The sequence below is a fragment of the Halomonas salsilacus genome (genome assembly GCF_051216275.1).
Lineage (GTDB): Bacteria > Pseudomonadota > Gammaproteobacteria > Pseudomonadales > Halomonadaceae > Halomonas.
In genome coordinates, this window is record NZ_JBPKAQ010000001.1 from 618,499 (window position 1) to 642,677 (window position 24,179).

General features: G+C 67.6%; 22 protein-coding genes. 18 read left to right on the forward strand and 4 right to left on the reverse strand.

Annotated features, from left to right (window positions below):
* The first annotated feature begins 7 nt into the window (after window positions 1-7).
* Window positions 8-1,081 carry a methyltransferase gene (locus tag ACR80S_RS02760; protein WP_435400882.1) on the forward strand — a complete coding sequence of 358 codons (1,074 nt, stop codon included), beginning with the start codon at window positions 8-10 and terminating at the stop codon, window positions 1,079-1,081.
* Between the two features lie 13 nt (window positions 1,082-1,094).
* Here ACR80S_RS02760 and greB read toward each other — a convergent pair whose 3' ends face one another.
* Entirely contained in the window at window positions 1,095-1,634 is a 540-nt protein-coding gene (gene greB / locus ACR80S_RS02765; protein ID WP_435400778.1) for a transcription elongation factor GreB, read from the reverse strand.
* A gap of 134 nt (window positions 1,635-1,768) precedes the next feature.
* Between greB and ACR80S_RS02770 the strand changes: the two genes are divergently transcribed.
* From ACR80S_RS02770 to ACR80S_RS02795, 6 genes are all read left to right on the forward strand, one after another.
* Window positions 1,769-2,410, forward strand: coding sequence for an NUDIX domain-containing protein (locus tag ACR80S_RS02770; RefSeq protein WP_435402522.1), 642 nt, complete (start codon window positions 1,769-1,771; stop codon window positions 2,408-2,410).
* 136 nt (window positions 2,411-2,546) lie between these two features.
* Window positions 2,547-2,993 carry a DUF1249 domain-containing protein gene (locus ACR80S_RS02775; protein ID WP_435400883.1) on the forward strand — a complete coding sequence of 149 codons (447 nt, stop codon included), beginning with the start codon at window positions 2,547-2,549 and terminating at the stop codon, window positions 2,991-2,993.
* 56 nt (window positions 2,994-3,049) lie between these two features.
* A complete protein-coding gene (locus ACR80S_RS02780) occupies window positions 3,050-3,784 on the forward strand; it encodes a phosphodiesterase (protein WP_435400884.1) in 735 nt (244 codons plus the stop codon).
* Window positions 3,785-3,987: 203 nt separating this feature from the next.
* Window positions 3,988-4,881: a sulfate adenylyltransferase subunit CysD gene (gene cysD / locus ACR80S_RS02785; protein ID WP_435402566.1), complete on the forward strand. Its 894-nt coding sequence runs from the start codon at window positions 3,988-3,990 to the stop codon at window positions 4,879-4,881.
* Window positions 4,881-6,317 (forward strand): sulfate adenylyltransferase subunit CysN, encoded by a 1,437-nt coding sequence (gene cysN, locus ACR80S_RS02790; RefSeq protein ID WP_435402523.1) that lies wholly within the window; start codon window positions 4,881-4,883, stop codon window positions 6,315-6,317. The genes cysD and cysN overlap by 1 nt, the downstream gene beginning before the upstream one ends.
* A gap of 67 nt (window positions 6,318-6,384) precedes the next feature.
* Window positions 6,385-7,059 (forward strand): zinc metallopeptidase, encoded by a 675-nt coding sequence (locus ACR80S_RS02795; RefSeq protein ID WP_435402524.1) that lies wholly within the window; start codon window positions 6,385-6,387, stop codon window positions 7,057-7,059.
* Window positions 7,060-7,226: 167 nt separating this feature from the next.
* Here ACR80S_RS02795 and cmoB read toward each other — a convergent pair whose 3' ends face one another.
* Both cmoB and cmoA read right to left on the reverse strand, forming a co-directional pair.
* Window positions 7,227-8,219: a tRNA 5-methoxyuridine(34)/uridine 5-oxyacetic acid(34) synthase CmoB gene (cmoB, locus tag ACR80S_RS02800; protein WP_435402525.1), complete on the reverse strand. Its 993-nt coding sequence runs from the start codon at window positions 8,217-8,219 to the stop codon at window positions 7,227-7,229.
* Between the two features lie 2 nt (window positions 8,220-8,221).
* Window positions 8,222-9,004 (reverse strand): carboxy-S-adenosyl-L-methionine synthase CmoA, encoded by a 783-nt coding sequence (gene cmoA / locus ACR80S_RS02805; RefSeq protein ID WP_435402526.1) that lies wholly within the window; start codon window positions 9,002-9,004, stop codon window positions 8,222-8,224.
* 83 nt (window positions 9,005-9,087) lie between these two features.
* Here cmoA and pgi point away from each other — a divergent pair, with 83 nt between their 5' ends.
* From pgi to leuA, 9 genes are all read left to right on the forward strand, one after another.
* Complete coding sequence (gene pgi, locus ACR80S_RS02810; RefSeq protein ID WP_435402527.1) at window positions 9,088-10,758, forward strand: glucose-6-phosphate isomerase; 1,671 nt, start codon at window positions 9,088-9,090, stop codon at window positions 10,756-10,758.
* A gap of 28 nt (window positions 10,759-10,786) precedes the next feature.
* Entirely contained in the window at window positions 10,787-11,434 is a 648-nt protein-coding gene (locus tag ACR80S_RS02815; RefSeq protein ID WP_435402528.1) for a YqiA/YcfP family alpha/beta fold hydrolase, read from the forward strand.
* Window positions 11,431-13,311 carry a DNA topoisomerase IV subunit B gene (gene parE / locus ACR80S_RS02820; protein ID WP_435400787.1) on the forward strand — a complete coding sequence of 627 codons (1,881 nt, stop codon included), beginning with the start codon at window positions 11,431-11,433 and terminating at the stop codon, window positions 13,309-13,311. Before ACR80S_RS02815 ends, parE begins: the two co-directional genes overlap by 4 nt.
* Window positions 13,312-13,318: 7 nt before the next feature.
* Complete coding sequence (gene parC / locus ACR80S_RS02825; RefSeq protein ID WP_435400788.1) at window positions 13,319-15,580, forward strand: DNA topoisomerase IV subunit A; 2,262 nt, start codon at window positions 13,319-13,321, stop codon at window positions 15,578-15,580.
* A gap of 148 nt (window positions 15,581-15,728) precedes the next feature.
* Window positions 15,729-16,958, forward strand: a complete 1,230-nt coding sequence (serB, locus tag ACR80S_RS02830) for a phosphoserine phosphatase SerB (protein WP_435400789.1) — start codon at window positions 15,729-15,731, stop codon at window positions 16,956-16,958.
* Entirely contained in the window at window positions 16,955-17,788 is an 834-nt protein-coding gene (locus tag ACR80S_RS02835) for an ion transporter (protein WP_435400790.1), read from the forward strand. Before serB ends, ACR80S_RS02835 begins: the two co-directional genes overlap by 4 nt.
* A gap of 90 nt (window positions 17,789-17,878) precedes the next feature.
* Window positions 17,879-18,922, forward strand: a complete 1,044-nt coding sequence (locus tag ACR80S_RS02840) for a M4 family metallopeptidase (RefSeq protein WP_435402529.1) — start codon at window positions 17,879-17,881, stop codon at window positions 18,920-18,922.
* Window positions 18,922-19,242 carry a protealysin inhibitor emfourin gene (locus tag ACR80S_RS02845; RefSeq protein ID WP_435400792.1) on the forward strand — a complete coding sequence of 107 codons (321 nt, stop codon included), beginning with the start codon at window positions 18,922-18,924 and terminating at the stop codon, window positions 19,240-19,242. The genes ACR80S_RS02840 and ACR80S_RS02845 overlap by 1 nt, the downstream gene beginning before the upstream one ends.
* A gap of 329 nt (window positions 19,243-19,571) precedes the next feature.
* Window positions 19,572-21,278, forward strand: a complete 1,707-nt coding sequence (gene leuA / locus ACR80S_RS02850) for a 2-isopropylmalate synthase (protein WP_435400793.1) — start codon at window positions 19,572-19,574, stop codon at window positions 21,276-21,278.
* Here the strand turns inward: leuA and epmB are convergent.
* Window positions 21,275-22,354: an EF-P beta-lysylation protein EpmB gene (epmB, locus tag ACR80S_RS02855; RefSeq protein WP_435400794.1), complete on the reverse strand. Its 1,080-nt coding sequence runs from the start codon at window positions 22,352-22,354 to the stop codon at window positions 21,275-21,277. The two genes, leuA and epmB, sit on opposite strands and share 4 nt — an antisense overlap.
* A gap of 115 nt (window positions 22,355-22,469) precedes the next feature.
* On the opposite strand from epmB, the gene efp reads away from it, so the two are divergent.
* Window positions 22,470-23,036, forward strand: coding sequence for an elongation factor P (gene efp / locus ACR80S_RS02860; RefSeq protein WP_435400795.1), 567 nt, complete (start codon window positions 22,470-22,472; stop codon window positions 23,034-23,036).
* A gap of 119 nt (window positions 23,037-23,155) precedes the next feature.
* Entirely contained in the window at window positions 23,156-24,130 is a 975-nt protein-coding gene (epmA, locus tag ACR80S_RS02865; RefSeq protein WP_435400796.1) for an EF-P lysine aminoacylase EpmA, read from the forward strand.
* Window positions 24,131-24,179: the final 49 nt, after the last annotated feature.

A 24,179-nucleotide genomic window follows, 5' to 3' on the forward strand; every position in this document is an offset into this window, starting at 1 on the left:
CGGGACGATTCGCGCCGAGACCCCGGCCTGCCAGCTGCTGGCGCGCCAGGCCGATGACTACCGCGGCTGGTGGTGGGTGGCGCCGCCCCGCGACCCCTGGCTGGAGGCGGGGCAGGGCAAGGCAGTCAGCGCCGACCTTTCCGTGCGTGCCGCCTGGCAGGCCGCCGGCCGGCCGGCCCTTTCTCCCTTTGAGGTGCTACCTGAGGATAGCGAGGGCACGCCCCCCGGGGCGGTGCTGTTCTGGCCCAAGAGCCATGCCCTGGGGGAGTGGTGGCTGCTGTGGCTGTGCGCGACCCTGCCCGAGGGTACGCCGCTGCAGCTGGTGGGGGAGAACCAGGGTGGCATCAAGCGGGTGCTCAAGGTGCTGGCCGCACTCGGGCTGGGTTGTCGAAAGCGCGACAGCGCCAGGCGCTGCTCGTTGTTCGAGACGCGGCTTGCGCGGGTGGCGATCGACCCGGACGCCGCCTGGACCTCCTTCGAGGTCGTGCTTGGGGACGAGCGGCTGCGGCTTTCCAGCCACCCCGGGGTGTTCGGCCACGGCAAGCTCGATGACGGAACCCGGCTGCTGCTGGAGACGCTGCCTGGGGTGTTGCTGGCAGGGGGGGGAGATGAGCGCTCGAGAGCATTTCTCGGCGATGTTCTCGACATGGGTTGCGGCGACGGCATCCTGGTCGCCTGGCTGGCACGGCGCGGCGCGCGGGTCACGGCTGTGGACGTCAACGCCTTCGCGGTGGAGGCGACCCGACGCACGCTGGCGGCCAACGGCCTGGCCGGCGAGGGTCTGGTCAAAGACGTGTTGGTTAACGAGGTGCTGGAAAGCGACGTCTATTCGGCGCTGGCCGGGCGAGCGTTCGATGCCATCGTCAGCAACCCGCCCTTCCATCTGGAGCGTGCCATCGACTATGGTCCTGCGGCGCGGCTGATCGACGAGGCCTCGGCGCACCTGCGCCCTGGCGGTCAGCTGATCCTCGTGGCCAACGCCTTCCTGCCCTATCCGGATCGGCTCGAGCGCGCCTTCGGCGGCTTCGAGATTCTCGCCGACGACCGGCGCTTCCGGGTTTATCGGGTCGTCAAGGGCTGACCCGGCGATGCGCTCACTTCCCGGGCTCGCGATAGGCGATATCGGTGATCACATAGGTGGTTTCGCCGCGGGGGGCGGCCACCGTGACCTCCTCATCCAGAGGCTTGCCGAGCAGGGCCTTCGCCAGGGGCGAGTCGACGCTGATCCAGCGCCTGGCCGGGTCGATCTCGTCATGGCCGACGATACGGATCGCCATCTCCTCGCCGTCGTCGTCTTCCAGGGTGACGTAAGCGCCGAAATAGACCTTGCCGGTGTCCGCCGGCAGGCGGTCCACCACCGTGAGCTCGTCGAGCCGCTTGGTCAGGTAGCGGATCCGGGCGATGACCCGGTTGAGCTCCTTCTTGTTGTAGGTGTAGTCGGCGTTCTCCGAGCGGTCGCCCAGGGCGGCCGCTTCGCCCACCTTGGCGGAGAGGGCAGGGCGCTTGACCCGCGAGAGGTGGTCAAGGATGCCGCGCAGCCGCTCGGCGCCTTCGGCGGTAATCAGGTGGCTTTTCGGCTCCTGACGCGGGTCCTTGGCCGGGTCGCGCCAGCGGGTCATGTTGCGGCCCTTCATCGGCGTAAATCCTCGAATGGCTGGGAGTCGCAACATACGCCATGGCGATGCCGGGGCCAAGCCCGGCACGGGCCGAGTTGGCATCCGCGCTCGCGGTCATGATAATGAACGTCCTTGCCCAAGCGGAGACCGCCATGAGTGACTCGCCAGAGGTACCGGGCCTGGCCGCAGCGGCGCCCTTCACCGCCGCCGATGTGGAGCTGCTGGAGCGGCGCTGCCTGCACCAGGGCTTCTTCCGCCTGGAGGCGCTGCAGCTGCGCCACCGTCTCTTCGAGGGCGGCTGGAGCGGCACCATGACCCGCGAGGTGCACCGCCGCCACGACGCCGTGGGCGTGCTGCTCTACGACGTGGAACGCGATGCCGTGGTGCTGGTGGAGCAGTTCCGCGCCGGTGCCCTTGACGACCCCGTCTCGCCCTGGAAGCTCGAGGTGGTGGCAGGCCTGGTGGAGCGGGGCGAGTCGCCCGCCGAGGTCGCCCGCCGCGAATCTCTCGAGGAGGCCGGCGCCCCCGTGGGTGAGCTGATCAAGCTTCATTCCTACTACCCGAGCCCAGGGGCCTGCGACGAGCGGGTCACCCTGTTCTGTGGCCTGGTGGACAGCGAGGGCCTGGGCGGCGTGCACGGCCTCGACGAGGAGCACGAGGATATCCGCGTGCATGTGCTACCGTTTGTCAGGGCCTGGGAACTCCTCCAGGCCGGACGACTCGACAATGCCATGTGCCTGATCGCCCTCCACTGGTTGGCGGCCGAGCGGGCCTCACTGCGAGCGAGGCGATAGCTCCCGGGCGGATAGTTCGCGATGAGACAGGTCGCGAGGAGACAGGTCGCGAGGAGACAGGTCGCGAGGAGACAGGTCGCGATGACAAAGTTCGTGACGAGACAGTTTGCGAGGAGATAGCGTGCGGAGAGACGGTGTGCAGCGAAGCGCCTACGTGACCGATCTCAGGAGCCTGCAGGGGGAGTGCAGCGTGAACTTCCTGCGGCTGGTGCGCCTGCTGGGCGACCTGGAGGTCGGGGAGACCCGCGAGATCGAGCTGGCAAGCGACGGCCGCTGGCTGGGTGTACTCGGCCTGGAACTGCTGGAGCGGGCACCCTACACCAGCATCGTGCGCGTCACCCAGCGTGGCGTGCTCGACTCGATGATCGAGGCCCCGCGGATGCGGGTGCACCTCTACCACGACGTGCGCATGGCCGAGGTCACCGACTTCCAGCGCCAGCGCCACTTCCATGGCCGCTATCGCTACCCCAACTCGCGCATGCACCAGCCCGACGAGAAGCTGCAGCTCAACCGCTTCCTCGGCGAATGGTTGGATCATGGCCTGGCCCATGGCCACTCCCTCGACCTGCCGGAACTTCCTTGAATCAACTTCCCTGAATTCGCTGCGCTGATCGGCGCCCGACGAGAGCCTTATCGATGATGCGACTGGTCCAGATCAGCGACTGCCATCTCCACGCCGACCCCGCCACCCGTGCCCGGGCGGGTTTCCCGCTTCGCCAGCTCGAGGCGGTGGTGGAGGCGGTCAACCGAGAGCGCCCCGACATGGTGCTGGTCACCGGCGACATCAGCAACGACGAGACCGCCGCCTCTTACCAGCTGGCCCATCGCACCCTGGGCCGGCTGGCCGCCCCCTGGTTCTGGCTGGCCGGCAACCATGACGATCCGGCGCTGATGGCCGAGTCCCGTGAGCTGCTCGACGAGCTCGACATCGGCGCCTGGCGGATATTGATGCTGGATACCCATGTCAGCGGCCAGGCCCATGGCGAGCTGGGCCCGGAGGGCCTGGCCGAGCTGGCTGCGCGGCTGGAGGAGGATGATCGGCCGACCCTGATCGCCATGCACCACCCGCCGCTGCCGGTGGGGTCGGCGTGGATCGATGCCCTCGGACTCAGGGATCGCGAGGCCTTCTGGCAGACACTCGCCGCCTTCGGCCAGGTGCGCGCCATCCTCTGCGGCCATATCCATCAGGCCTTCGCCAGCCACCAACGCCTGGCAGAAGGGGAGGTGGCGGTCTATGGCTGCCCCTCCACCACCGACCAGTTCCTGGCCCACGCCGAGGCCTTCGCCATCGACGAGGCCTCGCGTCCCGGCTATCGGGTGCTCGACCTGGGTGATGGCGACGTCACGACCTGGGTAGAACGCGTTGATCTTTGACGATTGTGCATAGATGAATTCTGGGAATAAAAAGAGAGCTATTAATTCTTTTGGGTTATTAGTGATCCGGCGTTAACCTCGTGGGCATGATTCCCATGCCCCCCGTCATGCGAGGTACCCGGGCCATGACCACTCTTCACGCCGCGACCCCCACGTCGCCTGCCCCGGCGAACAGCCCCCCCCCGGCGCTGTCGCCCCAGCGGCTGACCCACCTGCAGCAGCTCGAGGCCGAGTCGATCCACATCCTTCGCGAGGTGGCGGCGGAGTTCCGCAACCCGGTGATGCTCTACTCCATCGGCAAGGACTCCGCAGTGATGCTGCACCTGGCGCGCAAGGCCTTCTATCCCGGGCCGCCGCCCTTCCCGCTACTCCACGTGGACACCACCTGGAAGTTCCGCGAGATGATCGCCTTCCGCGACCGGATGGCGGAAGAGGCGGGCATGGAACTGCTGGTGCACACCAACGAGGAGGGGCGCGCTGCCGGCATCAACCCCTTCGACCACGGCTCCAGCGGCTACACCGACGTGATGAAGACCGCGGCCCTCAAGCAGGCCCTGGACAAGTACGGCTTCGATGCCGCCTTCGGCGGGGCGCGACGCGACGAGGAGGCGAGCCGCGCCAAGGAGCGCGTGTTCTCCTTCCGCGACAGGTTCCACCGCTGGGACCCCAAGAACCAGCGTCCGGAGCTGTGGAACCTCTACAACGCTCGGGTCAACAAGGGCGAGTCGATTCGTGCCTTCCCGCTCTCCAACTGGACCGAACTGGATATCTGGCAGTACATCTACCTGGAATCGATCCCCATCGTGCCACTCTACTTCAGCGCCCCGCGCCCGGTAGTGGAGCGTGACGGCATGCTGGTGATGGTCGACGACGAGCGTCTGCCGCTGGCCGAGGGCGAGGTGCCTGAGGAGAAGTGGGTGCGTTTCCGCACCCTGGGCTGCTACCCGCTCACCGGGGCGGTGGAGTCCACGGCCGCCACCCTGCCGGAGATCATCCAGGAGATGCTGCTGACCCGCACCAGCGAACGCAGCGGCCGCGCCATCGACCACGACCAGGCCGGCTCCATGGAGAAGAAGAAGCGCGAGGGCTATTTCTGATGTCACACCAATCGACCCTGATCGCCGACAACATCGAGCAGTACCTGCACGAGCACGAGAACAAGGACCTGCTGCGCTTCATCACCTGTGGCAGCGTGGATGACGGCAAGTCGACCCTGATCGGTCGGCTGCTCCATGATTCCAAGATGATCTTCGACGACCAGCTCGCCGCGATCACCCGCGACTCGAAGACGGTCGGCACCACCGGCGAGGAAGTCGATCTCGCCCTGCTGGTGGACGGCCTACAGTCGGAGCGGGAGCAGGGCATCACCATCGACGTGGCCTACCGCTTCTTCTCCACCGATCGGCGCAAGTTCATCATCGCCGACACCCCGGGGCACGAGCAGTACACCCGCAACATGGCCACCGGCGCCTCCACGGCGAGCCTGGCGATCATCCTGATCGACGCCCGCTTCGGCGTGCAGACCCAGACGCGCCGGCACAGCTTCATCGCCGACCTGCTGGGCATTCAGCACCTGGTGGTGGCGGTGAACAAGATGGACCTGGTGGATTATTCCGAGGCGCGCTTCGACGAGATCGTCGCCGAGTACCAGGAGATAGCCGAACAGCTCCAGGCCCGCGACATCCGCTTCGTGCCGCTCTCGGCGCTCAAGGGCGACAACGTGGTCAACCGGAGCGAGTCGCTTGCCTGGTACACGGTCGATGGGCAACCCGGCCCGACGCTGTTGGAGTTGCTGGAGAGCGTCGAGATCAGCCGCGACCGCAACCTGACCGACCTGCGCCTGCCGGTGCAGTACGTCAACCGCCCCAACCTGAACTTCCGCGGCTATGCGGGCACCCTGCAGGCGGGCGTGTTGCGTCCCGGCCAGGCGATCAAGGTGCTGCCCTCCGGCAGGCGCTCCACCGTCGAGCGTATCGTCACCTTCGACGGCGACCTGGAAGAGGCCTTCCCCGGCCAGGCGATCACCGTGACGCTGGCCGACGAGATCGACATCTCACGGGGCGACTGGATCGTGGCGGCGGATGCCGAGGTGGCAGGTTCCCATGCCTTCGAGGCGGATATCGTCTGGATGCATGAGCAGCCTCTCGAGCCGGGGCGGCAGGTCGATATTCGCCTGGCCGGCCGCTCTGTGGCGGGGCAGGTTGAGGCGATCCTCCACCAGGTGGACGTCAACACCCTGGCGCGACACCCGGCCGAGCGCCTCGAGCTCAACGCCATCGCCCGCTGCCGGGTGGGGCTGACCGCCGAGGTGCCGCTGGATGACTACGCGACCAGCCCGGGAACCGGCAGCTTCATCGTCATCGACCGGCTGACCAACGTCACCGTGGGGGCGGGCATGATCCGCGCCGTGGTGGAGGGCGAGTCGGCGAGCCTCGGCGAGGTGGACTGGGCCGGCTTCGAGCTCGAGCTCAATGCCCTGGTGCGCCGGTACTTCCCCCACTGGGAGGCGAAGGATATTCGCGAGCTGCTTTAAGCACCAAGGAAACCGGCTCTGGTAGGCTGTGTCCAAAGCGTCACAGCCGACCCGGAGCCACCCCTCGATGATTGTTCTTGCCATTGCCCTGCTGCTGGCCCTCTTCCTGCTGCCCAATGTCTGGGCCCGGTGGGTGATCCAGCGCCACGCCCGTGGTCGTGACGATTACCCCGGCACCGGGGCGGAGCTGGCCGATCACCTATTGCGCCGGTTGGGCATCGAGGGGGTCGAGGTGGAGCCCACCGAGCAGGGAGACCACTACGACCCCGAGGCGCGCCGGGTGCGGCTCTCGCCGGAAATCTACGGCGGGCGCTCGCTCACCGCGGTGACGGTGGCGGCCCACGAGGTGGGCCACGCCATTCAGCACCATCAGGGCTATGCGCCACTGCTGGCCCGCTCAAGGCTGGTGGGGGTGGCCCAGAAGGCCGAGAAAATGGGTGCAGTGTTGATGATGGCTGCCCCCCTGCTGTTCCTGCTTACCCGCCTGCCGGGCGGCCTGGCCATCGTGTTGGCCGCGGCGGTGATCAGCTTCGGCACCGCGGCGCTGGTTCACCTGGTGACCCTGCCGGTGGAGTTCGACGCCAGCTTCCAGCGTGCCCTGCCGCTGCTCAAGGAGTACATTCCCCCCTACGACATGCCGGGCGCCCGCCATGTGCTCACCGCCTGCGCGTTCACCTATGTGGCGGCCTCCCTGGCCAGCATCCTCAATCTGGGGCGCTGGCTGGTCATCCTGAGGCGCTAGGGGTACCCAAGACCATTGCTGACTGCCATGCCGCTCGAGGCTGTTCCGGCGACAGGTCTTCGAGGGGGCGCTGTGAACCCATCCCTGGGCGCTACCGATGCCATCCCTGGCATAGGACCCCCTCTCCGGCCTGTCCCCGGCGCCTCTCGCTGTTGCGGGGGGGGGGACTATCTGGGCCGATTGGCCATGACCACCGCACGGCGCGGGGCGGGGTAGCCCTCCAGGGTTCGGGTCGGGTCTGCGGGGTCGAGGAAGTCGACCAGGGATTGGAAGGTCATCCAATCGGTGGCGCGCTGCTCCTCGGGGGTGGTCACCGCCTCGTCCACCACCCGCACGTTGTCGAATCCGCAGCGCTCGAGCCACTGGCAGAGTGCGGCGGATGAGGGCAGGAAGTAGACGTTGGGCATGGCGGCGTAGCGCTCCCCCGGCAGCAGCACGGTGGTGGAATCGCCCGCCACCACCAGGGTCTCCAGCACCAGTTCGCCGCCGGGGCGCAGGGCGCCCTTGAGCTGCAGCAGGTGCTCCAGGGGCGAGGGACGGTGGTAGAGCACCCCCATGGAGAACACCGTATCGAAGAAGCCGAGCGCCTCCGGCATCGCCTCGATGCCCACCGGCAGGAAGTGGGTGCGGCCGCCGTCGGCGTCGCCCACGAAGTGGCGCACCGCGCGGAACTGCCAGAAGAAGCGCGGCGAGGGGTCGATCACCAGCACGAAGGCGGCCCCGGCGCCAGCCATGCGCCAGCCGTGATAACCGCTGCCTCCACCCACGTCGAGAATCTTCCTGCCGGCAAGCCTCGCCAGGTGTGGTTCCACCCGCTGCCACTTCCAGTCGGAGCGCCACTCGGTGTCGACGGCAATGCCGCCGAGGGCAAAGGGCCCCTTGCGCCAGGGGGCGAGCTTTCGGAGCAGGTTCTCGGCCTGGCGGCGCTGGCTCTCGCTGAGTGCGACCTCGACGCTGACGGTGTCGGTGTCCAGGTGGACCCGGCGCGCGTCCGGCAGCGCCGGCAGCTTGGCCACCGCCTTCTCCCAGGCGGGCAGGTCGCCGTGGCGCTGGCGGTCGAGCCCCCGGGCCAGCTGCTCGGGCAGCCGGGCCAGCCAGACGTCGAGGCCCTGGTCGAGGAAGGCCCGGTAGAGGTCGCGGTGTTCGGCGGGAATCGGCATGCTCAAGCCTCCTGGGGCGCCGGGGCGTCGGCCTCCTTGAAGGCCTCGTCCTTGAAGGCCACGAGGGAGGCGAAGTTCAGGAGTTGGAACCAGGTATGGGCGCGGGTGAAGCCGGCTTGGCCCAGGCGGGCGTGGTGCTCGGCCAGGGTGTCGGGCACCAGCACGTTCTCCAGCGCCGTGCGCTTCTGGCTGATCTCCAGATCGCTGTAGCCGTTGGCGCGCTTGAAATCGTGGTAGCGTTCCACCAGCCAGGCGTTCTCTTCCTCCCCTTCAGCGCGGATTTTCTCCGAGAGCACCAGCACGCCTCCGGGTTCCAGCGCGGCGAACAGGCGCTCGATCACCGCCTTGCGATCCGCCGGGGGCAGGAACTGCAGGGTGAAGTTGAGCACGATCATGCTGGCGGGGGCGTACTTCAGCGACCGGATGTCACCCTCGATGACCTCCATGGCGTGGTCGGGGCACTCGGCGGCCAGGGTCTCCCGGGCTCTGGCCACCATGGCCGGCGAGAGATCCACGCCGACGTAGCGAAAGGCCGCGGGGGAGAGCTGGCCGGCCAGGGCCAGGCCGCCGGCCCCCAGCGAGCAGCCCAGGTCATAGACCCGGGCGCCGTGGCGCAGGTGGCGGCGGGCGATCAGCCCCAGCATCCCCAGTATCTGCCCGTAGCCCGGCACCGAGCGGCGGATCATGTCGGGAAAACAGGCCACGACCCGTTCATCGAAAGAGAAGCGCGCGACTCGGTCGAGGGGTGTCGAAAAGATCGCGTCACGGTAAGATGCATCACTCATGATCAGGCCAGAAATGCGGGAACGGGCGCCATTCTACGCGCGCCGCCATGACCCTGCACCCGCCGGGCTTCAAGGAGGATAGGATGATCGATCAGAGCGACGCCTGGCGTGAGCTCAAGGCCCATGCCAAGGCACTGGGCCGCCGCCACCTGCGCGACCTGTTTGCCGATGAGTCGGATCGCCAGGCGCGCTTCACCCGCTGCGCCGCCGGCCTGACAGTGGACCTCTCCAAGCAGCGCTGTTCCGCCGAAACCCTGGCGAATCTGCTGGCGCTGGCCGAGCAGGCGGACGTGCCTGGAGGGATCCAGCGACTGCTGGGCGGTGAGCGGGTCAACCTCAGCGAAAACCGTCCGGCGCTGCATACGGCGCTGCGCCTGCCGGAGACCGCCTCGCTGGTGGTGGAGGGCGAGGATGTGGTGCCCGGAGTGCATCGCACCCTCGAGCACATGGAGGCGATGGTCGAACGCTTCCATGCCGGCCAGTGGCGCGGGGCCACCGGCAAGGCCATACGCCACGTGATCAACCTGGGCGTTGGCGGCTCGGACCTGGGCCCGCTGATGGTGACCCACGCCCTGGCCGACTACCGGCTGCGGGACGTGCATCCCGTGGAGGTGCACTTCGCCTCCACCATGGACGGCTCCCAACTGGCCGACTGCCTGGCGCGCCTGGACCCCGAGGCCACGCTCTTCGTGCTGTCGTCGAAGTCCTTCACTACCATCGATACGCTCTCCAACGCCCGCACTGCCCGGGACTGGCTGATGGCGCGCCTGGAAGGGGAGGAGGGCGTGGACACCGAACTGGTGATGCGCCAGCACTTCATCGGCGTCTCGGCGAGCCCCGAGAAGATGGCCGAATGGGGCATCGCGCCCGCTCACCAGCTCGAATTCTGGGAGTGGGTCGGCGGGCGTTACTCGCTGTGGGGCGGCATCGGCCTGCCCATCGCCCTGGTGGTGGGCATGAAGCGCTTCCGCGAGCTACTGGCCGGTGCCCATGCCATGGACGAGCACTTCCGCACCGCGGCGCTGGCCGACAACCTGCCGGTGCTGCTGGCCCTGGCGGGGATCTGGAACGTCAACTTCCTGGATATCCGCGCCCACTCCATCCTGCCCTACGACGGTCGCCTGGAATATTTCGCCGCCTACCTCGAGCAGCTCGAAATGGAGTCCAACGGGAAGTCGGTGACGGCGGAAGGGCGCGAGGTGGGCTACTCCACCTGTCCGGTGCTGTGGGGCCAGCTCGGGCCCAACGCCCAGCACGCCTTCTACCAGCTGCTGCACCAGGGCACCCAGGCGGTGGAGTGCGACTTCATCGCGCCCCTCAGGCGTTACGACGAGGTGGAGAACAAGGCGACCCGCAATCATCTCAAGGGCCAGCATCGGCTGACTCTGGCCAACTGCTTTGCCCAGTCGCGGCTGCTGGCGCTGGGCGACGATGCCATCGACGAGCCGGGCGAGCGCCCCGGCCACAAGCGCTATCGCGGCAACCAGCCCTCCACCACCCTGCTGCTGGACGAGCTGACGCCGTCTACCCTGGGTGCCCTGATCGCCCTCTACGAGCACAAGGTGTTCGTCCAGGCGACGATCTGGGGGATCAACCCCTTCGACCAGTGGGGGGTGGAGCTGGGCAAGCAGATCGCAGGCGAGACCCAGCGCATCCTCGAGAGCCGCGAGGGCCTGGAGGCCATGGATGCCTCCACCCGGGCGCTGATCGAGGCGGCCTGGGCGGCCGACGGGAACGGCAAGGCTGTCACGTGATACTGGCTGTTTGTACAGCTGTTTCGCTATGCTGAGCGCCCCTTGCCGGGTGGCACCGGCCAGCGGGGTGCTCTACCTGCACGGTTTCAACAGCGGCGCCTGTTCGCCCAAGGCAGTTTGGGTGCGTGAGGCCTGCGCCCACCTGGGCCTGCCCTGCGTAACGCCCCAGCTGCCGCATCGACCCGCGGAGGCCCTGGCGATGGCCGAGTCACGGTTGGCCGAGCTCGGCCCAGAGCCGCTGCTGGTCGGCAGTTCCATGGGGGGCTTCCTGGCCACCTGCCTGGCGGAGAGCCACGGGCTGCGTGCCGCCCTGATCAATCCGGCGGTGGCCCCGGCGCGGCTGGTGAGCGACTGGGTCGATGAGGTCTTCGTCAACGACACCACCGGTGAGCGCTTCACGGTCGGCCCGCAGCACCTGGCCGAGCTCGAGGCGCTGACGCCAGCGCGAGTTACCGCGCCGACGCGCTACCTGCTGCTGCTGGGCTGTGACGATGAGGTGCTCGACCCGGCCGATGCCTTCGCCCTCTACCGCGGTGCCTGTACCCTGCTGCACCCGGGAGCCGACCACGGCTTCGCGGTGCTGGCCCGGCACCTGCCGGCACTGCTGGCCCACGGCGGTCACGCCCTGCCGCCGGCCTGGCAGCCTCGACCACACAAGGAACCGGACGACCCATGACGCAATACAGTGCCAGCTCGATCGAGGTGCTTTCCGGCCTGGAGCCGGTGCGCAAGCGCCCGGGCATGTACACCGACACCAGCCGCCCCAACCACCTGATCCAGGAGGTGGTCGACAACAGCGTCGACGAGGCGCTGGCCGGCCATGCCAGCCAGGTCAGCGTGCGGCTGTTCGAGGATGGCGGCATCGAGGTCGCCGATGACGGCCGCGGCATGCCCATCGACCTCCACCCGGAGCACGGCGTCTCCGGGGTGGAACTGATCCTGACCCGGCTGCACTCCGGTGGGAAGTTCTCCAACGCCAGCTACAAGTTTTCCGGCGGCCTGCACGGCGTCGGTGTCTCAGTGGTCAACGCGCTCTCCCGGCGTCTCGAGGTGGAGGTGCTGCGCGACGGCGGCCGCCACGCCATGGCCTTCGAGCATGGCGAGCCGGTCTCCAAGCTGGCCGAGATCGGCAGCGTGGGCAAGCGCAACACCGGCACCGTCCTGCGCTTCTGGCCGGAGGCGAGCTACTTTGACAGCCCGCGCCTGGCAGTGGGGCGCCTGAAGCACCTGCTGCGGGCCAAGGCGGTGCTCTGCCCGGGGCTCACGGTCACCCTGATGGAGGCGGACGGGACCCGCAGCGAGTGGCAGTACGAGGATGGCCTGCGCGACTACCTGGCCCAGGCCACCGATGGCTATGAGGTACTGCCCCAGTCGCCCTTCGTCGGCCACTTTGCCGATGACGAGCACGGCGTTGACTGGGCGATCCAGTGGCTCCCCGAGGGCGGAGAGCCGCTGCTGGAGAGCTACGTCAACCTGATCCCCACCCCCCAGGGCGGCACTCACGTCAACGGCCTGCGCGCCGGCCTGCTGGAGGCCCTGCGCGAGTTCTGCGAGTACCGGAGCCTGCTGCCGCGGGGTGTGAAGCTCACCGCCGAGGATCTCTGGGAGCGGGTCTCCTACGTGCTCTCGGTGAAGATGCTCGACCCCCAGTTCGCCGGCCAGACCAAGGAGCGTCTCTCCTCGCGCACAGTGGCCGGCTTCGTCTCCGGGGTGGTCAAGGACGCCTTCTCGCTGTGGCTCAACCACCACGTGGACCAGGCCGAGGCCCTGGCTGAGCTCGTCATCAGCGCCGCCCAGCGGCGCCAGAAGAGCGCCAAGAAGGTGGCGCGCAAGAAGGTCACCTCGGGCCCGGCGCTGCCCGGCAAGCTGGCAGACTGCTCCGGCCAGGATCCGGCCCTGAGCGAGCTGTTCCTGGTAGAGGGCGACTCCGCCGGCGGCAGCGCCAAGCAAGCGCGCAACCGCGAGAGCCAGGCGATCCTGCCGCTGCGCGGCAAGATACTGAACACCTGGGAGGTGGAGTCCCACGACATCTATGGCTCCCAGGAGGTCCACGACATCGCCGTGGCTATCGGCATGGACCCGGTCAGCGATGACCTCTCCAAGCTGCGCTACCACAAGATCTGCATCCTCGCCGACGCCGACTCCGACGGCCTGCATATTGCCACTCTGCTGTGTGCGCTCTTCGTGCGCCACTTCCCGGCGCTGGTGGATGCCGGCCACGTCTACGTGGCCATGCCGCCACTCTACCGCATCGACCTGGGCAAGGAGGTGTTCTATGCCCTGGACGAGAGCGAGAAGGCGGCGATCCTGCGCAAGCTGGAGGGCAAACGCGGCACGGTGAACGTGCAGCGCTTCAAGGGCCTGGGCGAGATGAGCCCGCTGCAGCTGCGCGAGACCACCATGGCGGTGGAGACCCGCCGTCTGGTGCAGCTCACCCGTGAAGTAGGCGACGGCACGATGGAGATGATGGACATGCTGCTGGCCAAGAAGCGTGCCCCCGACCGCAAGAGCTGGCTCGAGGACTACGGCAACCTCGCTGACATAGAGGTCTGATTCCCTTATGACCATGGATATCCAGGTCGCGGAGGGCGACGTCGAGCGTCTATCCCTTCGCGAATACACCGAGAAGGCCTACCTCGACTACTCGATGTACGTCATCCTCGACCGGGCGCTGCCCCATATCGGCGACGGCATGAAGCCGGTGCAGCGACGCATCGTCTACGCCATGCGCGAACTGGCGCTATCGGCCAACGCCAAGTACAAGAAGTCGGCACGCACCGTCGGCGACGTGCTGGGCAAGTTCCACCCCCACGGCGACAGCGCCTGCTACGAGGCCATGGTGCTGATGGCCCAGCCCTTCAGCTACCGCTACCCGCTGGTGGATGGCCAGGGCAACTGGGGCAGCCCCGATGATCCCAAGTCGTTCGCCGCCATGCGCTACACCGAGGCGCGACTCTCGAAGTTCAGCGAGGTGCTGCTCGCGGAGCTGGGGCAGGGCACCGTGGACTGGACCCCCAACTTCGACGGCACCATGAACGAGCCGGTGGTGCTGCCCTCGAGGCTGCCTCACGTGCTGCTCAACGGCGGCACCGGCATCGCCGTGGGCATGGCCACCGACATCCCGCCCCACAACGTGAACGAGGTGGTCGAGGCCACCTGCCACTTGCTGCGCCATCCCGAGGCCACCACCGCGGACCTGGTGACGCACCTGCCGGCGCCGGACTTCCCCACCGCGGCGGAGATCATCACCCCCCGCAGTGATCTGCGGAAGCTCTACGAGAGCGGGCGCGGTTCGGTTAAGCTGCGCGCCCGCTACGTGATGGAGGAGGGCAGCATCGTGGTCACCGCGGTGCCCTACCAGGTGAGCGGGGCCAGGATCCTCGAGCAGATCGCCGCCCAGATGCAGGCCAAGAAGCTGCCCATGGTGGCCGACCTGCGCGACGAGTCGACCCATGAGGAGCCGACACGCCTGCTGATCGAGCCGCGCTCCAACCGCGTCGATGTCGACGCACTGATGGCGCACCTGTTCGCCACGACCGACCTCGAGAAGAACATCCGCGTCAACATGAACGTGATCGGCCTCGACGGCCGGCCGCGGGTGATGCCGCTGCCCGACCTGCTCGGCGAGTGGCTGCGCTTCCGGCGCTCCACCGTGCGTCGGCGCCTTGAGCACCGCCTGGGCAAGGTGGAGGATCGCCTGCACCTCCTCGAGGGCCTGCTGATCGCCTACCTCAACATCGACGAGGTGATCCGTATCATCCGCGAGGAGGATGAGCCCAGGCCCGCGCTGATGGCGGCCTTCGGGCTCTCCGAGCGCCAGGCCGAGGCGATCCTCGAACTGCGCCTGCGCCACCTGGCCAAGCTCGAGGAGATGAAGATCCGTGGCGAGCAGGCGGAGCTCGAGGCGGAGCGCAAGCGACTCCAGGAGCTGCTGGGCAACGAGGCGGCGCTCACCGACCTGATCGAGGAGGAGCTGCGCGCCGCCGCCGAAGCCCATGGCGACGAGCGTCGCTCGCCCATCGTCGAGCGCGAGGAGTCTCGGGCCCTCTCCGAGGTGGAGCTGGTGGGCGCCGACCCCGTCACCGTGGTGCTCTCCGCGAAGGGCTGGATCCGCAGCGCCAAGGGCCACGAGATCGACCCGGCAGGGCTCTCCTACAAGGCCGGCGACGGCTTCGCCCTGGCGGCCCGGGGCAAGACCAACCAGCCACTGGTGCTGCTCGACGACACCGGACGCGCCTATACGCTACAGGCCCACAACCTGCCCAGCGCCCGCGGCCAGGGCGAGCCCGTCACCAGCCGCGTCAACGTAGTGGCCGGCGCCCACATGGCCGGGGTGATGCTGGCGCCACCCGCCACCCGCTTCCTGCTCGCCTCTGACGGCGGCTACGGCTTCGTGGCTCCTCTGGAGGCGCTGGTCGGCAAGAACAAGTCCGGCAAATCGGTGCTTTCGGTGCCCAAGGGCTGCAATGTGCTGCCGCCTGTGGCGGTGCCGGAAGGCGAGGGCGCCCAGGTGGCGGCGGTCTCCAACGAGGGCCGCCTGCTGGTCTTCCCCCTCGAGCAGTTGCCCGAGATGACCAGGGGGAAGGGTAACAAGATGCTCGACATTCCCGGGCCACGGGCGGCGCGGCGCGAGGAGTTCGTGCGCGACCTGGTGCTGCTGCCCGCCGGCGCCAGCCTGGTGATCCACGCCGGCAAGCGCCACCTCACCCTCAAGCACGACGATCTCGCGTATTATCGCGGCGAACGCGGCCGGCGCGGCAGCAAGCTGCCCCGCGGCCTGCAGAAGGTTGATAGGCTGGAAGCATTGAGTAGCGACGCCTGACAAGAGAAGACCGCGGCGCCGGGGATAGGCCGGAGAGGAGGTCCTACGCCATGGATGGCGTCGGTAGCGCCCAGGGAGGGGTTCACAGCGCCTCCTCGAAGGCCTGTCGCCGGATAAGCCGCTGACCGAGTGAGTTCCCGAGGCAACCATGACACGACGAGTACTGATCCGCGCCACCGGCGCGGCTCGCCCGGGCCAGCTGGCCGGGCTTGGCAAGGCGCTGGCGACGAGTGGCGCGCGCCTGCTGGACATCAACCAGAGCGTGACCTTTGGCAGGCTCTCCCTGGAGGCGCTGGTGGGCCTCGACCACGAGGCAGATCTGGAGGGCGCACTCAGTGTCGCCGGCACTGCCCTGGGCCTCGACGTCCAGGCAATCCAGGTCAGCGCCGAGGACTACCAGCGCTGGAGTAGCCAGGCGAGCCAGCCGCGGCTCATCCTGACCCTGCTGGCGCCCCACCTGCCTGCCGGTATCCTGGCCGAGGTCGGTGCGCTCACCGCCGAGCACGGCCTCACCGTGGAGCTGATCCACCGCCTATCGGGGCGCGAGCCGCTGGACGGCGGCGTGCCCCGGGAGCACGACAGCATCCGGGGCGCCTGCGTGGAGTGCTGGCTGCGCGGGGAGGAGGTCGACCTGGACGCGCTGCGCGAGAAGGCGCTGGCGCTGGGCGCCATGCATGGCGTGGATATCGCCATCCAGGAGGACTCCATCTGGCGTCGGCATCGTCGCCTGGTCTGCTTCGACATGGACTCGACCCTGATCCAGTCCGAGGTGATCGACGAGCTGGCGCGCCGCCACGGCGTCTATGACGAGGTGGCCGAGGTCACCGAACGCGCCATGCGCGGCGAACTCGATTTCCAGCAGAGCTTTCGGGAGCGCATGGCCAAGCTCAAGGGGCTCGACGAGTCGGTGCTGGCCGAGATCGCCGAGTCGCTTCCGCTGATGGACGGTGTGGAACGGCTGATGGCCCAGCTCAAGCGCCTGGGCTACCGCACCGCGATCCTCTCCGGCGGCTTCACCTACTTCGCCCGCCACCTGCAGCAGCGGCTCGGCTTCGACGAGGTCCATGCCAACGAGCTGCTGATCGAGAATGGCAAAGTCACCGGCGAGGTGCGCGAGCCGATCCTTGACGCCGACCGCAAGGCCGAGCTGCTGCGAGAGATCGCCGCCCGTGAGGGCCTCAGCCTGGAGCAGACTATCGCCGTGGGCGATGGGGCCAACGACCTCAAGATGCTGGCGGCGGCGGGGCTCGGTATCGCCTTTCGCGCCAAGCCGCTGGTGCGCGCCCAGGCCAGCCACTCCATCTCGACCCTGGGGCTCGACGCCGTGCTCTACCTGATCGGCTATCGCCAGCTGGACCTGGAGGAGAAGGGGGAGTGAGCGATACCTTCGAGACCTGGCGCGACCGCCTCGAGCGGCTGCGCTCCCACAAGGCCTTCGAGCTCACGGTGATCACCATCATCGTGGTCTCGGCGTTGCTGATCGGCGCCAAGACCTACGAGGAGGAGGTTAGCCGGTTTCAGGCGGTCATGCTGTGGCTCGACGTGGCGGTGACGGTGTTCTTCCTGGTGGAGATCCTGATCCGGATGGCCGCCGAGAAGCGCCTGCGCGACTTCTTCCGCAAGGGCTGGAACATCTTTGATTTCCTGATCGTCACCGTCAGCCTGATTCCCCTGGATGATTCGGAGATGGTGCTGCTGGCCCGCCTGCTGCGCATCTTCCGGGTGCTGCGTCTGGTATCAATGATCCCCGAGCTGCGCATGCTGATCGCCGCGCTGTTCAAGTCGATCCCGCGCATGGGCTACGTGGTGCTGCTGATGTTCATCATCTTCTACATCTACGGCGCCCTCGGCAGCTTCCTGTTCGCCAGCGTGGACGAGACGCTGTGGGGCAACATCTCCTTGGCCATGCTGACGCTGTTCCAGGTGGCCACCTTCGAGAGCTGGGCCACGGCGGTGCTCTACCCGACCATGGAGCACTACCCCTACGCCTGGATCTACTTCCTCACCTTCATCTTCCTCAATGCCTTCATCTTCCTGAACATGATGATCGGCATCGTGCTCGACGTGATGCAGAAGGAGAGCCTGGCCATCGAGCTGGAGACCGGTGAGGGGGAGGCAGCGGAGCTGCATGGCCTGCGCGACGACGTGCGTCAGATGCGCGACCAGCTCGCGAGGATGGAGGCGCTGCTGGAACGCCGTCAGCATTAGCGGAACCTTTCCAGGGTGGCCGGGCCAGAGGTTATGTTAAGAGCTCACCGCCCCGGCCATGGGGCGGGGCGAGACACCGGGAGGACAGGGATGACCAATGCGACAGTGCCTACGAGACAACGTCCCTTCCTGCCCCCCTATCTGCTCGAGCGTATCGCCAGCGGGGGAAGCGACCGATTGCGCGAATGCGCGCGCAGGACTCTCCTGGCCGACCGGGGCTTCCGGGCTCGTACCAGCCTCACCCCCTCGCTGCCGAGAATGGCCCGCCCCGGCGAGCCGTTGCGCTACGTCCACTCCGCCGAGGGCCGCCAGGAATTGCCCGGGCGCCGGGTGCGCAGTGAGGGAGAGGAGGAGAGCGGCGACCCCGCCATCGATGAGGCCTATCACGGCCTGGGCGAGACCTACCGTTTGTTCTGGCAGGCTTTCGGCCGCCACTCCCTCGACGACCGTGGCCTGCCCCTGCTGGCCACGGTGCATTATGGTCAGGACTACGATAACGCCTTCTGGGACGGCCGTCAGATGGTCTTCGGGGAAGGCGATGGCGAGCTGTTCCAACGCTTCACCATCGCCCTCGACATTATCGCCCATGAGCTCACCCATGGCGTGATCCAGTACGAGGCGGCCCTGGCCTATGCCGGTCAGTCCGGTGCCCTCAACGAGTCCCTGTCGGATGTCTTCGGCAGCCTCACCAAGCAGCATGCCCGCGGGGAGGATGTCGACCAGGCCGACTGGCTCATCGGCGAGGGGCTCTTCACCGATCGGGTGGCGGGGGTCGCCCTGCGTTCCATGGCCGCGCCGGGGAGCGCCTACGATGACCCGCTGCTGGGGCGCGATCCGCAGCCGGGGCAAATGGACGAGTTCGTGGTGACCGAACAGGACCATGGTGGTGTGCACATCAACTCGGGGATCCCCAATCGTGCCTTCCACCTCGCCGCCATGGCCCTGGGGGGGTATGCCTGGGAAGGTGCCGGGCAGATCTGGTACGACACTCTTGTCGATGCCCGCCTGGACCGGGACAGCGACTTCGCCATCTTCGCCGCCCTGACGCAGGCGAGTGCCGCTCGCCGCTTCGGGGGTGGCAGCCGTGAGGCAAGGGCGGTGCTGGAGGCCTGGCGTGAGGTGGGGGTATTGTGATGACCGCCCGGCCGCCGCAGCTGACCGCGGCCAGCGTGCTTCGGCTGTGTCGCGAGGGGGGGGTGGCGCACTTCCCGGGACTGGCGCGCCCCCGGCGCATCGACTGCGGCCAGTGCAGCGAGGCGCAGCGGGACGAACTGCACCGGCTATTGGCCAACCTCGATGAGGCCAGGGTCGCCGGGGCCGACCGGCGCCAGCTGCGGCTGAGCGTCGAGGATGCCGGTAGAGTGATCTGGTCCCGTAATGTCACCGAGGAGCTGGCGCCGCCCGCGTTGTGGCGTTGGTGGCGACAGGCCGAAGTCGAGGAGGACAGGGAGTGAGATCAGCGTTACGCTTGACAAGTATGCTGCATACTGATTTTCTAGGGGTATGAACATCTCATTTCGCCATCTTAGCCTCGACCTACGACTACTAGCCGGCCTTTGAAGCGCCGGGCGATGCATCATGCATCGCAGAGTCACGTAAGGTCCATCGAGGTGTCGAAATGTTTTCCGTCCGAATTCCTGCCCACAGTGTCTGCTGTTGCCCCTCGGTCGCCGCCGAGCGAGCGTATCGTGCTGTGTGCCCTGACGCCCCGGTATGCTTCGAGCAGCCGGGGCGTCGCCGTTTCTGAATACCACCGAATCGCCAGCCCAGGGAGAACGCCGCCATGATGCTCGACAACCCCGCCGTCAAATACCGCCCCTTCGTCGCCGTGGACTTGCCCGACCGCCAATGGCCGAGCCGCCGCATCGAGCAGCCGCCGATCTGGACCAGCGTCGACCTGCGCGACGGCAACCAGTCGCTGATCGATCCCATGGACCAGGAGCGCAAGCAGCGCCTTTTCGACCTCCTGGTAAAGATCGGCTTCAAGGAGATAGAGGTGGGCTTCCCCTCGGCCTCCCAGACCGACTTCGATTTCGTCCGCTCGCTGATCGACAACGGCAAGATCCCCGATGATGTCACCATCCAGGTGCTGACCCAGGCCCGGGACCACCTGATCGACCGTACCTTCGAGGCGATCAAGGGGGCGAGGAGCGCCATCGTCCACGTCTATAACGCCACCGACCCGATGTTCCGCCGGGTGGTGTTCAATGTCAGCAAGCCCGAGTGCATCCAGATCGCCGTGGAGGCGACCACCCGCATCCGACAGCGCATGAGCGAGGCGCCGGAGACGAACTGGACCTTCCAGTACTCCCCGGAGCTGTTCACCACCACTGAGATGGACTTCGCCAAGGAGATCGTCGAGGCGGTCATGGTTGCCTATGGCGCCACCGCCGAGACGCCGATGATCGTCAACCTGCCGGCCACCGTGGAGGTGGCGACGCCCAACAACTACGCCGACCAGGTGGAGTGGTTCTGCCGAAACGTGAACGAGCGCGAGGCCCTGATCGTCAGCGTGCACCCACACAACGATCGCGGCACCGGGGTAGCGGCCGCCGAGATGACCCTGATGGCCGGCGCCGACCGCGTCGAGGGCACCCTGTTCGGCAATGGCGAGCGCACCGGCAACGTCGATATCGTCACCCTGGCCATGAACCTCTACACCCAGGGCGTTCACCCGGGGCTCGACTTCTCCAACATCACGCCGATCATGCGCGAGGTGGAGTACTGCAACCAGCTGCCGGTGCATCCGCGTCACCCCTACGTGGGCGATCTGGTGTTTACCGCCTTTTCCGGCTCTCACCAGGACGCCATCAAGAAGGGCATGGCCGATCGCCGCGCCAACCCGGACGCCGTCTGGGACGTGCCCTACCTGCCCATCGACCCGCTGGACGTTGGCCGCAGCTACGAGGCGGTGATCCGCGTCAACAGTCAGTCGGGCAAGGGTGGTATCTCCTACCTGTTGGAGCAGGAGCACGGCATCGAGCTGCCTCGCCGACTCTCCATCGAGTTCAGCCAGGTGGTGCAGGAGGTAGCCGATCGCACGGGCAAGGAGATCACCTCCCAGATGATCTATCAGGCCTTCGCCGATGAGTATCTCGGGCAGACAGTCCCCTATGCGCTGGTCAGCCACCGGCTCTCTTCAGAGCCCGACAGCCCCAGGGTGAGCCTGGAGGCGACCATCGAGGAGCGCGGCGAGCGGTGCACCATCCAGGGTGAGGGCAACGGCCCGCTGGCCGCCTACATCAAGGCACTGGCGGCTGCCGGCCACGATGTCGAGATCATCGACTACCACGAGCACTCCCGCGGCCAGGGCGCCGACGCCGAGGCGATCGCCTATGTGGAGGTACGCATCGGAGGTAAGGCGGTATTCGGGGTCGGCACCGACGAGAGCATCACCAGCGCCTCAATGAAGGCGGTGATGAGCGCCATCAACCGCCATCTCTCCACCCAGGCCCCAGCGGCCAACGTGACCGCCGACAGCCTGGTCTAAAGCGGCGTCTTGCTGCCCTCGCCGGGGATCTCGCGTACCAGTTTCGGTACCAGGAACCCCGGCAGCACCTCCCGGAGGCCCGCGACCAGCTCGCGGGCCTCTTCGTCTGGCACGTCAAAGTGTGCCGCGCCGGCCACCGGGTCGAGCACGTGGAGGTAGTAGGGCAGCACGCCGGCCTCGAAGAGCCGCTCCGAGAGGGCGGACAGGGCATCCACCGAGTCGTTGACCCCGCGCAGCAGAACGCTCTGATTGAGCAGGGTCGCTTTCGCTTCCTTGAGCCGTGCGCATGCGGTGGTCACGGCGTCATCGATCTCGTTGGCGTGGTTGATATGCAGCACCACCACCGTCTGCAGTCGAGTAGCGCCGAGCCACTCGAGCAGGGCGTCATCGACGCGGTCCGGGATCACCACCGGCAGGCGGGTGTGGATGCGCAGCCGCTTGAGATGGGGGATCGCCTCCAGGCGCTCGACCAGCCAGGCCAACTGGCGGTCGTTGGCGGCGAGCGGGTCGCCGCCGGAGAGAATCGCCTCGACGATCGTGGGATCACCGCGCAGGGTATCCAGGGTGGACTCCCACTGGGCTCGAGACGGCGAGTTGTCGCCATAGGGGAAGTGGCGGCGGAAGCAGTAGCGGCAGTTCACCGCGCAGGCGGGGCTCGCGATCAAGAGCACCCGGCCGGCGTACTTGTGGATCAGTCCGCGGGCCTGGGTATGCGCGGCCTCTTCCAGGGGGTCGGCCACATAGCCCGGCGTGGCCAGGGCCTCCTCCCCCAGCGGTAGCACCTGGCGCAGCAGCGGGTCGGCCGGATCGTTCAGGCGCATACGCGAAAGAAAGGCCTCGGGCACCCGGACCTCGAACAGGGCGTGGCCCGCTTCGGCACCTGGTAGCCAGGCCTCATTCAGCCCCAGCCGCCGACACAGTTCGGCCGGGTCGCGGGTGGCGCCTGCCAACTGCGCCTGCCAGGCGGGCGGCGGTACCAGCGACACGGCCTTCTCGCTGGAGGCTGATCCGGCGAAGGGCCGTGTCTCCTCGTCCTCGTCGTGACGCTGCAAAAGGGCGGGGCTTCGGGTTATCATGCGGCACACCAGTCAATACGGGCGAGGTGGGTTCTTGAATCCATGGCCTCGTCGAATGTCGATTCCCAGCGCGCTCCCGGGTTCCGGGGGCGCGCTCGAACATGAGTGAGAGAAGATGGCGAACTATTCTACCAACGAATTCAAGGGCGGTCTGAAGGTGATGCTGGACGGCGATCCCTGTGCGATCGTCGAGAACGAGTTCGTCAAGCCGGGCAAGGGTCAGGCCTTCAACCGCGTCAAGCTGCGCAACCTGATCACCGGCCGGGTCTGGGAGCGCACCTTCAAGTCCGGCGAATCTCTGGAAGGGGCCGACGTCATGGATCTCGACATGGAGTATCTCTACTCCGACGGCGAGATGTGGCACTTCATGAAGACCGACGGTTCCTTCGAGCAGTACGCCGTCGAGAAGAAGGCTCTGGGCGATACCGTCAAGTGGCTCAAGGAGCAGGTGGCCTACACCGTGACCCTGTGGAACGACAACGCCATCAGCGTGACCGCGCCCAACTTCATCGAACTAGAAGTGGTCGAGACCGACCCGGGCCTCAAGGGCGACACCGCGCAGGGCGGCTCCAAGCCGGCGACCCTCTCCTCCGGCGCCGTGGTCCGCGTGCCGCTGTTCATCAACCAGGGCGAGATCCTGAAGGTGGATACGCGCTCCGGTGATTACGTCTCCCGGGCGTGAGGACCTCACGGTAGCTGTGGGAGTGCAGCTCTGCTGCGCGAATGGCACCGACAGGCGCCCCCCCCCGGCCCCCAAGGCCACGCTTCGGCGTGGCCTTGATGCTTCTGGAGACTTTGCAAATGATGGAGGATTGGCGGCCCACGGCCTCCCTCGAGGCCCTGCGCGAGCGGGCGCGCCTGCTCGCCGAGGTTAGGGGCTTCTTCGCCGAGCGGGAGGTGCTGGAGGTGGAGACCCCGGTGCTGAGCCACGGCGGCAGTACCGACCCGCACCTGGCGTCGCTCTGTGCCGAGGCCACCACCCCGGCCGGGCGCGAGCGGCTGTGGCTGCAGACTTCCCCGGAGTTCGCCATGAAGCGGCTGCTGGCGGCTGGCTCCGGGCCGATCTTCCAGCTGGCGCGCTGCTTCCGCGATGGCGAGGTGGGGCGGCGCCACAACATCGAGTTCACCCTGCTGGAGTGGTATCGCCCGGGGCTCCCCCTCGATGGACTGGTCGAGGAGAGCGCCGAGCTGGTGCGTCGGGTGCTGGGTCGAGACCCCGGCCCACTGCGGCGGCACCGCTACCGCGAGTTGTTCCGGGAGCACCTGGCGATCGACCCTTTCACCACCCCGCTCGACGCGCTGCGCCGGCTAGCCGGCGAGCGGGGAGGGCTCTCCATGGTCAACGCGCCACGCGACGACTGCCTCGACCTGCTGTTGAGCCTGGCGATCGAGCCGCACCTGGGACAGGAGGGCATCGACGTGGTAGTGGACTACCCGGCCAGTCAGGCGGCCCTGGCGCGACGCCAGCGCGACCCGGAGGACGGGGAGTGGGTGGCCTCGCGCTTCGAGCTCTATCTGGAGGGGCTGGAGCTGGCCAACGGGTACGATGAGCTGACCGATGCCGCCGAGCAGGCGGCGCGTTTCGCCGAGGACAACGTCGCCCGCCGCGCGACAGGCCTGCCCGAGGTGGATGTCGACGTTCGCCTGCTGGCGGCGCTGGCACATGGCATGCCCGAGGGCAGCGGCGTGGCGCTGGGCATCGATCGGCTGATCCAGCTGGCACTGGGCCGGCAGAGCGTGGCGGAGGTCATGGCCTTCGCCACGCCGAGATGTTAGCCCAGTGAGACTAGGGCCCCAGGGGGCAGTCGAAGCGGAGGTCCTATGC

Bases quoted from the DNA above. Each gene is read 5' to 3' on its own strand.
- cmoB (WP_435402525.1), bottom strand. From the start codon at position 8,219: ATGCCGATTCCCGCCGAACACCGCGACCTCTACCGGGCCTTCCTCGAC.
- ACR80S_RS02780 (WP_435400884.1), top strand. From the start codon at position 3,050: ATGCGACTGGTCCAGATCAGCGACTGCCATCTCCACGCCGACCCCGCC.
- parE (WP_435400787.1), top strand. From the start codon at position 11,431: ATGACGCAATACAGTGCCAGCTCGATCGAGGTGCTTTCCGGCCTGGAG.
- ACR80S_RS02770 (WP_435402522.1), top strand. From the start codon at position 1,769: ATGAGTGACTCGCCAGAGGTACCGGGCCTGGCCGCAGCGGCGCCCTTC.
- epmB (WP_435400794.1), bottom strand. From the start codon at position 22,354: ATGATAACCCGAAGCCCCGCCCTTTTGCAGCGTCACGACGAGGACGAG.
- ACR80S_RS02840 (WP_435402529.1), top strand. From the start codon at position 17,879: ATGACCAATGCGACAGTGCCTACGAGACAACGTCCCTTCCTGCCCCCC.
- pgi (WP_435402527.1), top strand. From the start codon at position 9,088: ATGATCGATCAGAGCGACGCCTGGCGTGAGCTCAAGGCCCATGCCAAG.
- greB (WP_435400778.1), bottom strand. From the start codon at position 1,634: ATGAAGGGCCGCAACATGACCCGCTGGCGCGACCCGGCCAAGGACCCG.
- efp (WP_435400795.1), top strand. From the start codon at position 22,470: ATGGCGAACTATTCTACCAACGAATTCAAGGGCGGTCTGAAGGTGATG.
- cmoA (WP_435402526.1), bottom strand. From the start codon at position 9,004: ATGAGTGATGCATCTTACCGTGACGCGATCTTTTCGACACCCCTCGAC.
- ACR80S_RS02795 (WP_435402524.1), top strand. From the start codon at position 6,385: ATGATTGTTCTTGCCATTGCCCTGCTGCTGGCCCTCTTCCTGCTGCCC.
- ACR80S_RS02845 (WP_435400792.1), top strand. From the start codon at position 18,922: ATGACCGCCCGGCCGCCGCAGCTGACCGCGGCCAGCGTGCTTCGGCTG.
- serB (WP_435400789.1), top strand. From the start codon at position 15,729: ATGACACGACGAGTACTGATCCGCGCCACCGGCGCGGCTCGCCCGGGC.
- epmA (WP_435400796.1), top strand. From the start codon at position 23,156: ATGATGGAGGATTGGCGGCCCACGGCCTCCCTCGAGGCCCTGCGCGAG.
- cysN (WP_435402523.1), top strand. From the start codon at position 4,881: ATGTCACACCAATCGACCCTGATCGCCGACAACATCGAGCAGTACCTG.
- leuA (WP_435400793.1), top strand. From the start codon at position 19,572: ATGATGCTCGACAACCCCGCCGTCAAATACCGCCCCTTCGTCGCCGTG.
- parC (WP_435400788.1), top strand. From the start codon at position 13,319: ATGACCATGGATATCCAGGTCGCGGAGGGCGACGTCGAGCGTCTATCC.
- ACR80S_RS02815 (WP_435402528.1), top strand. From the start codon at position 10,787: ATGCTGAGCGCCCCTTGCCGGGTGGCACCGGCCAGCGGGGTGCTCTAC.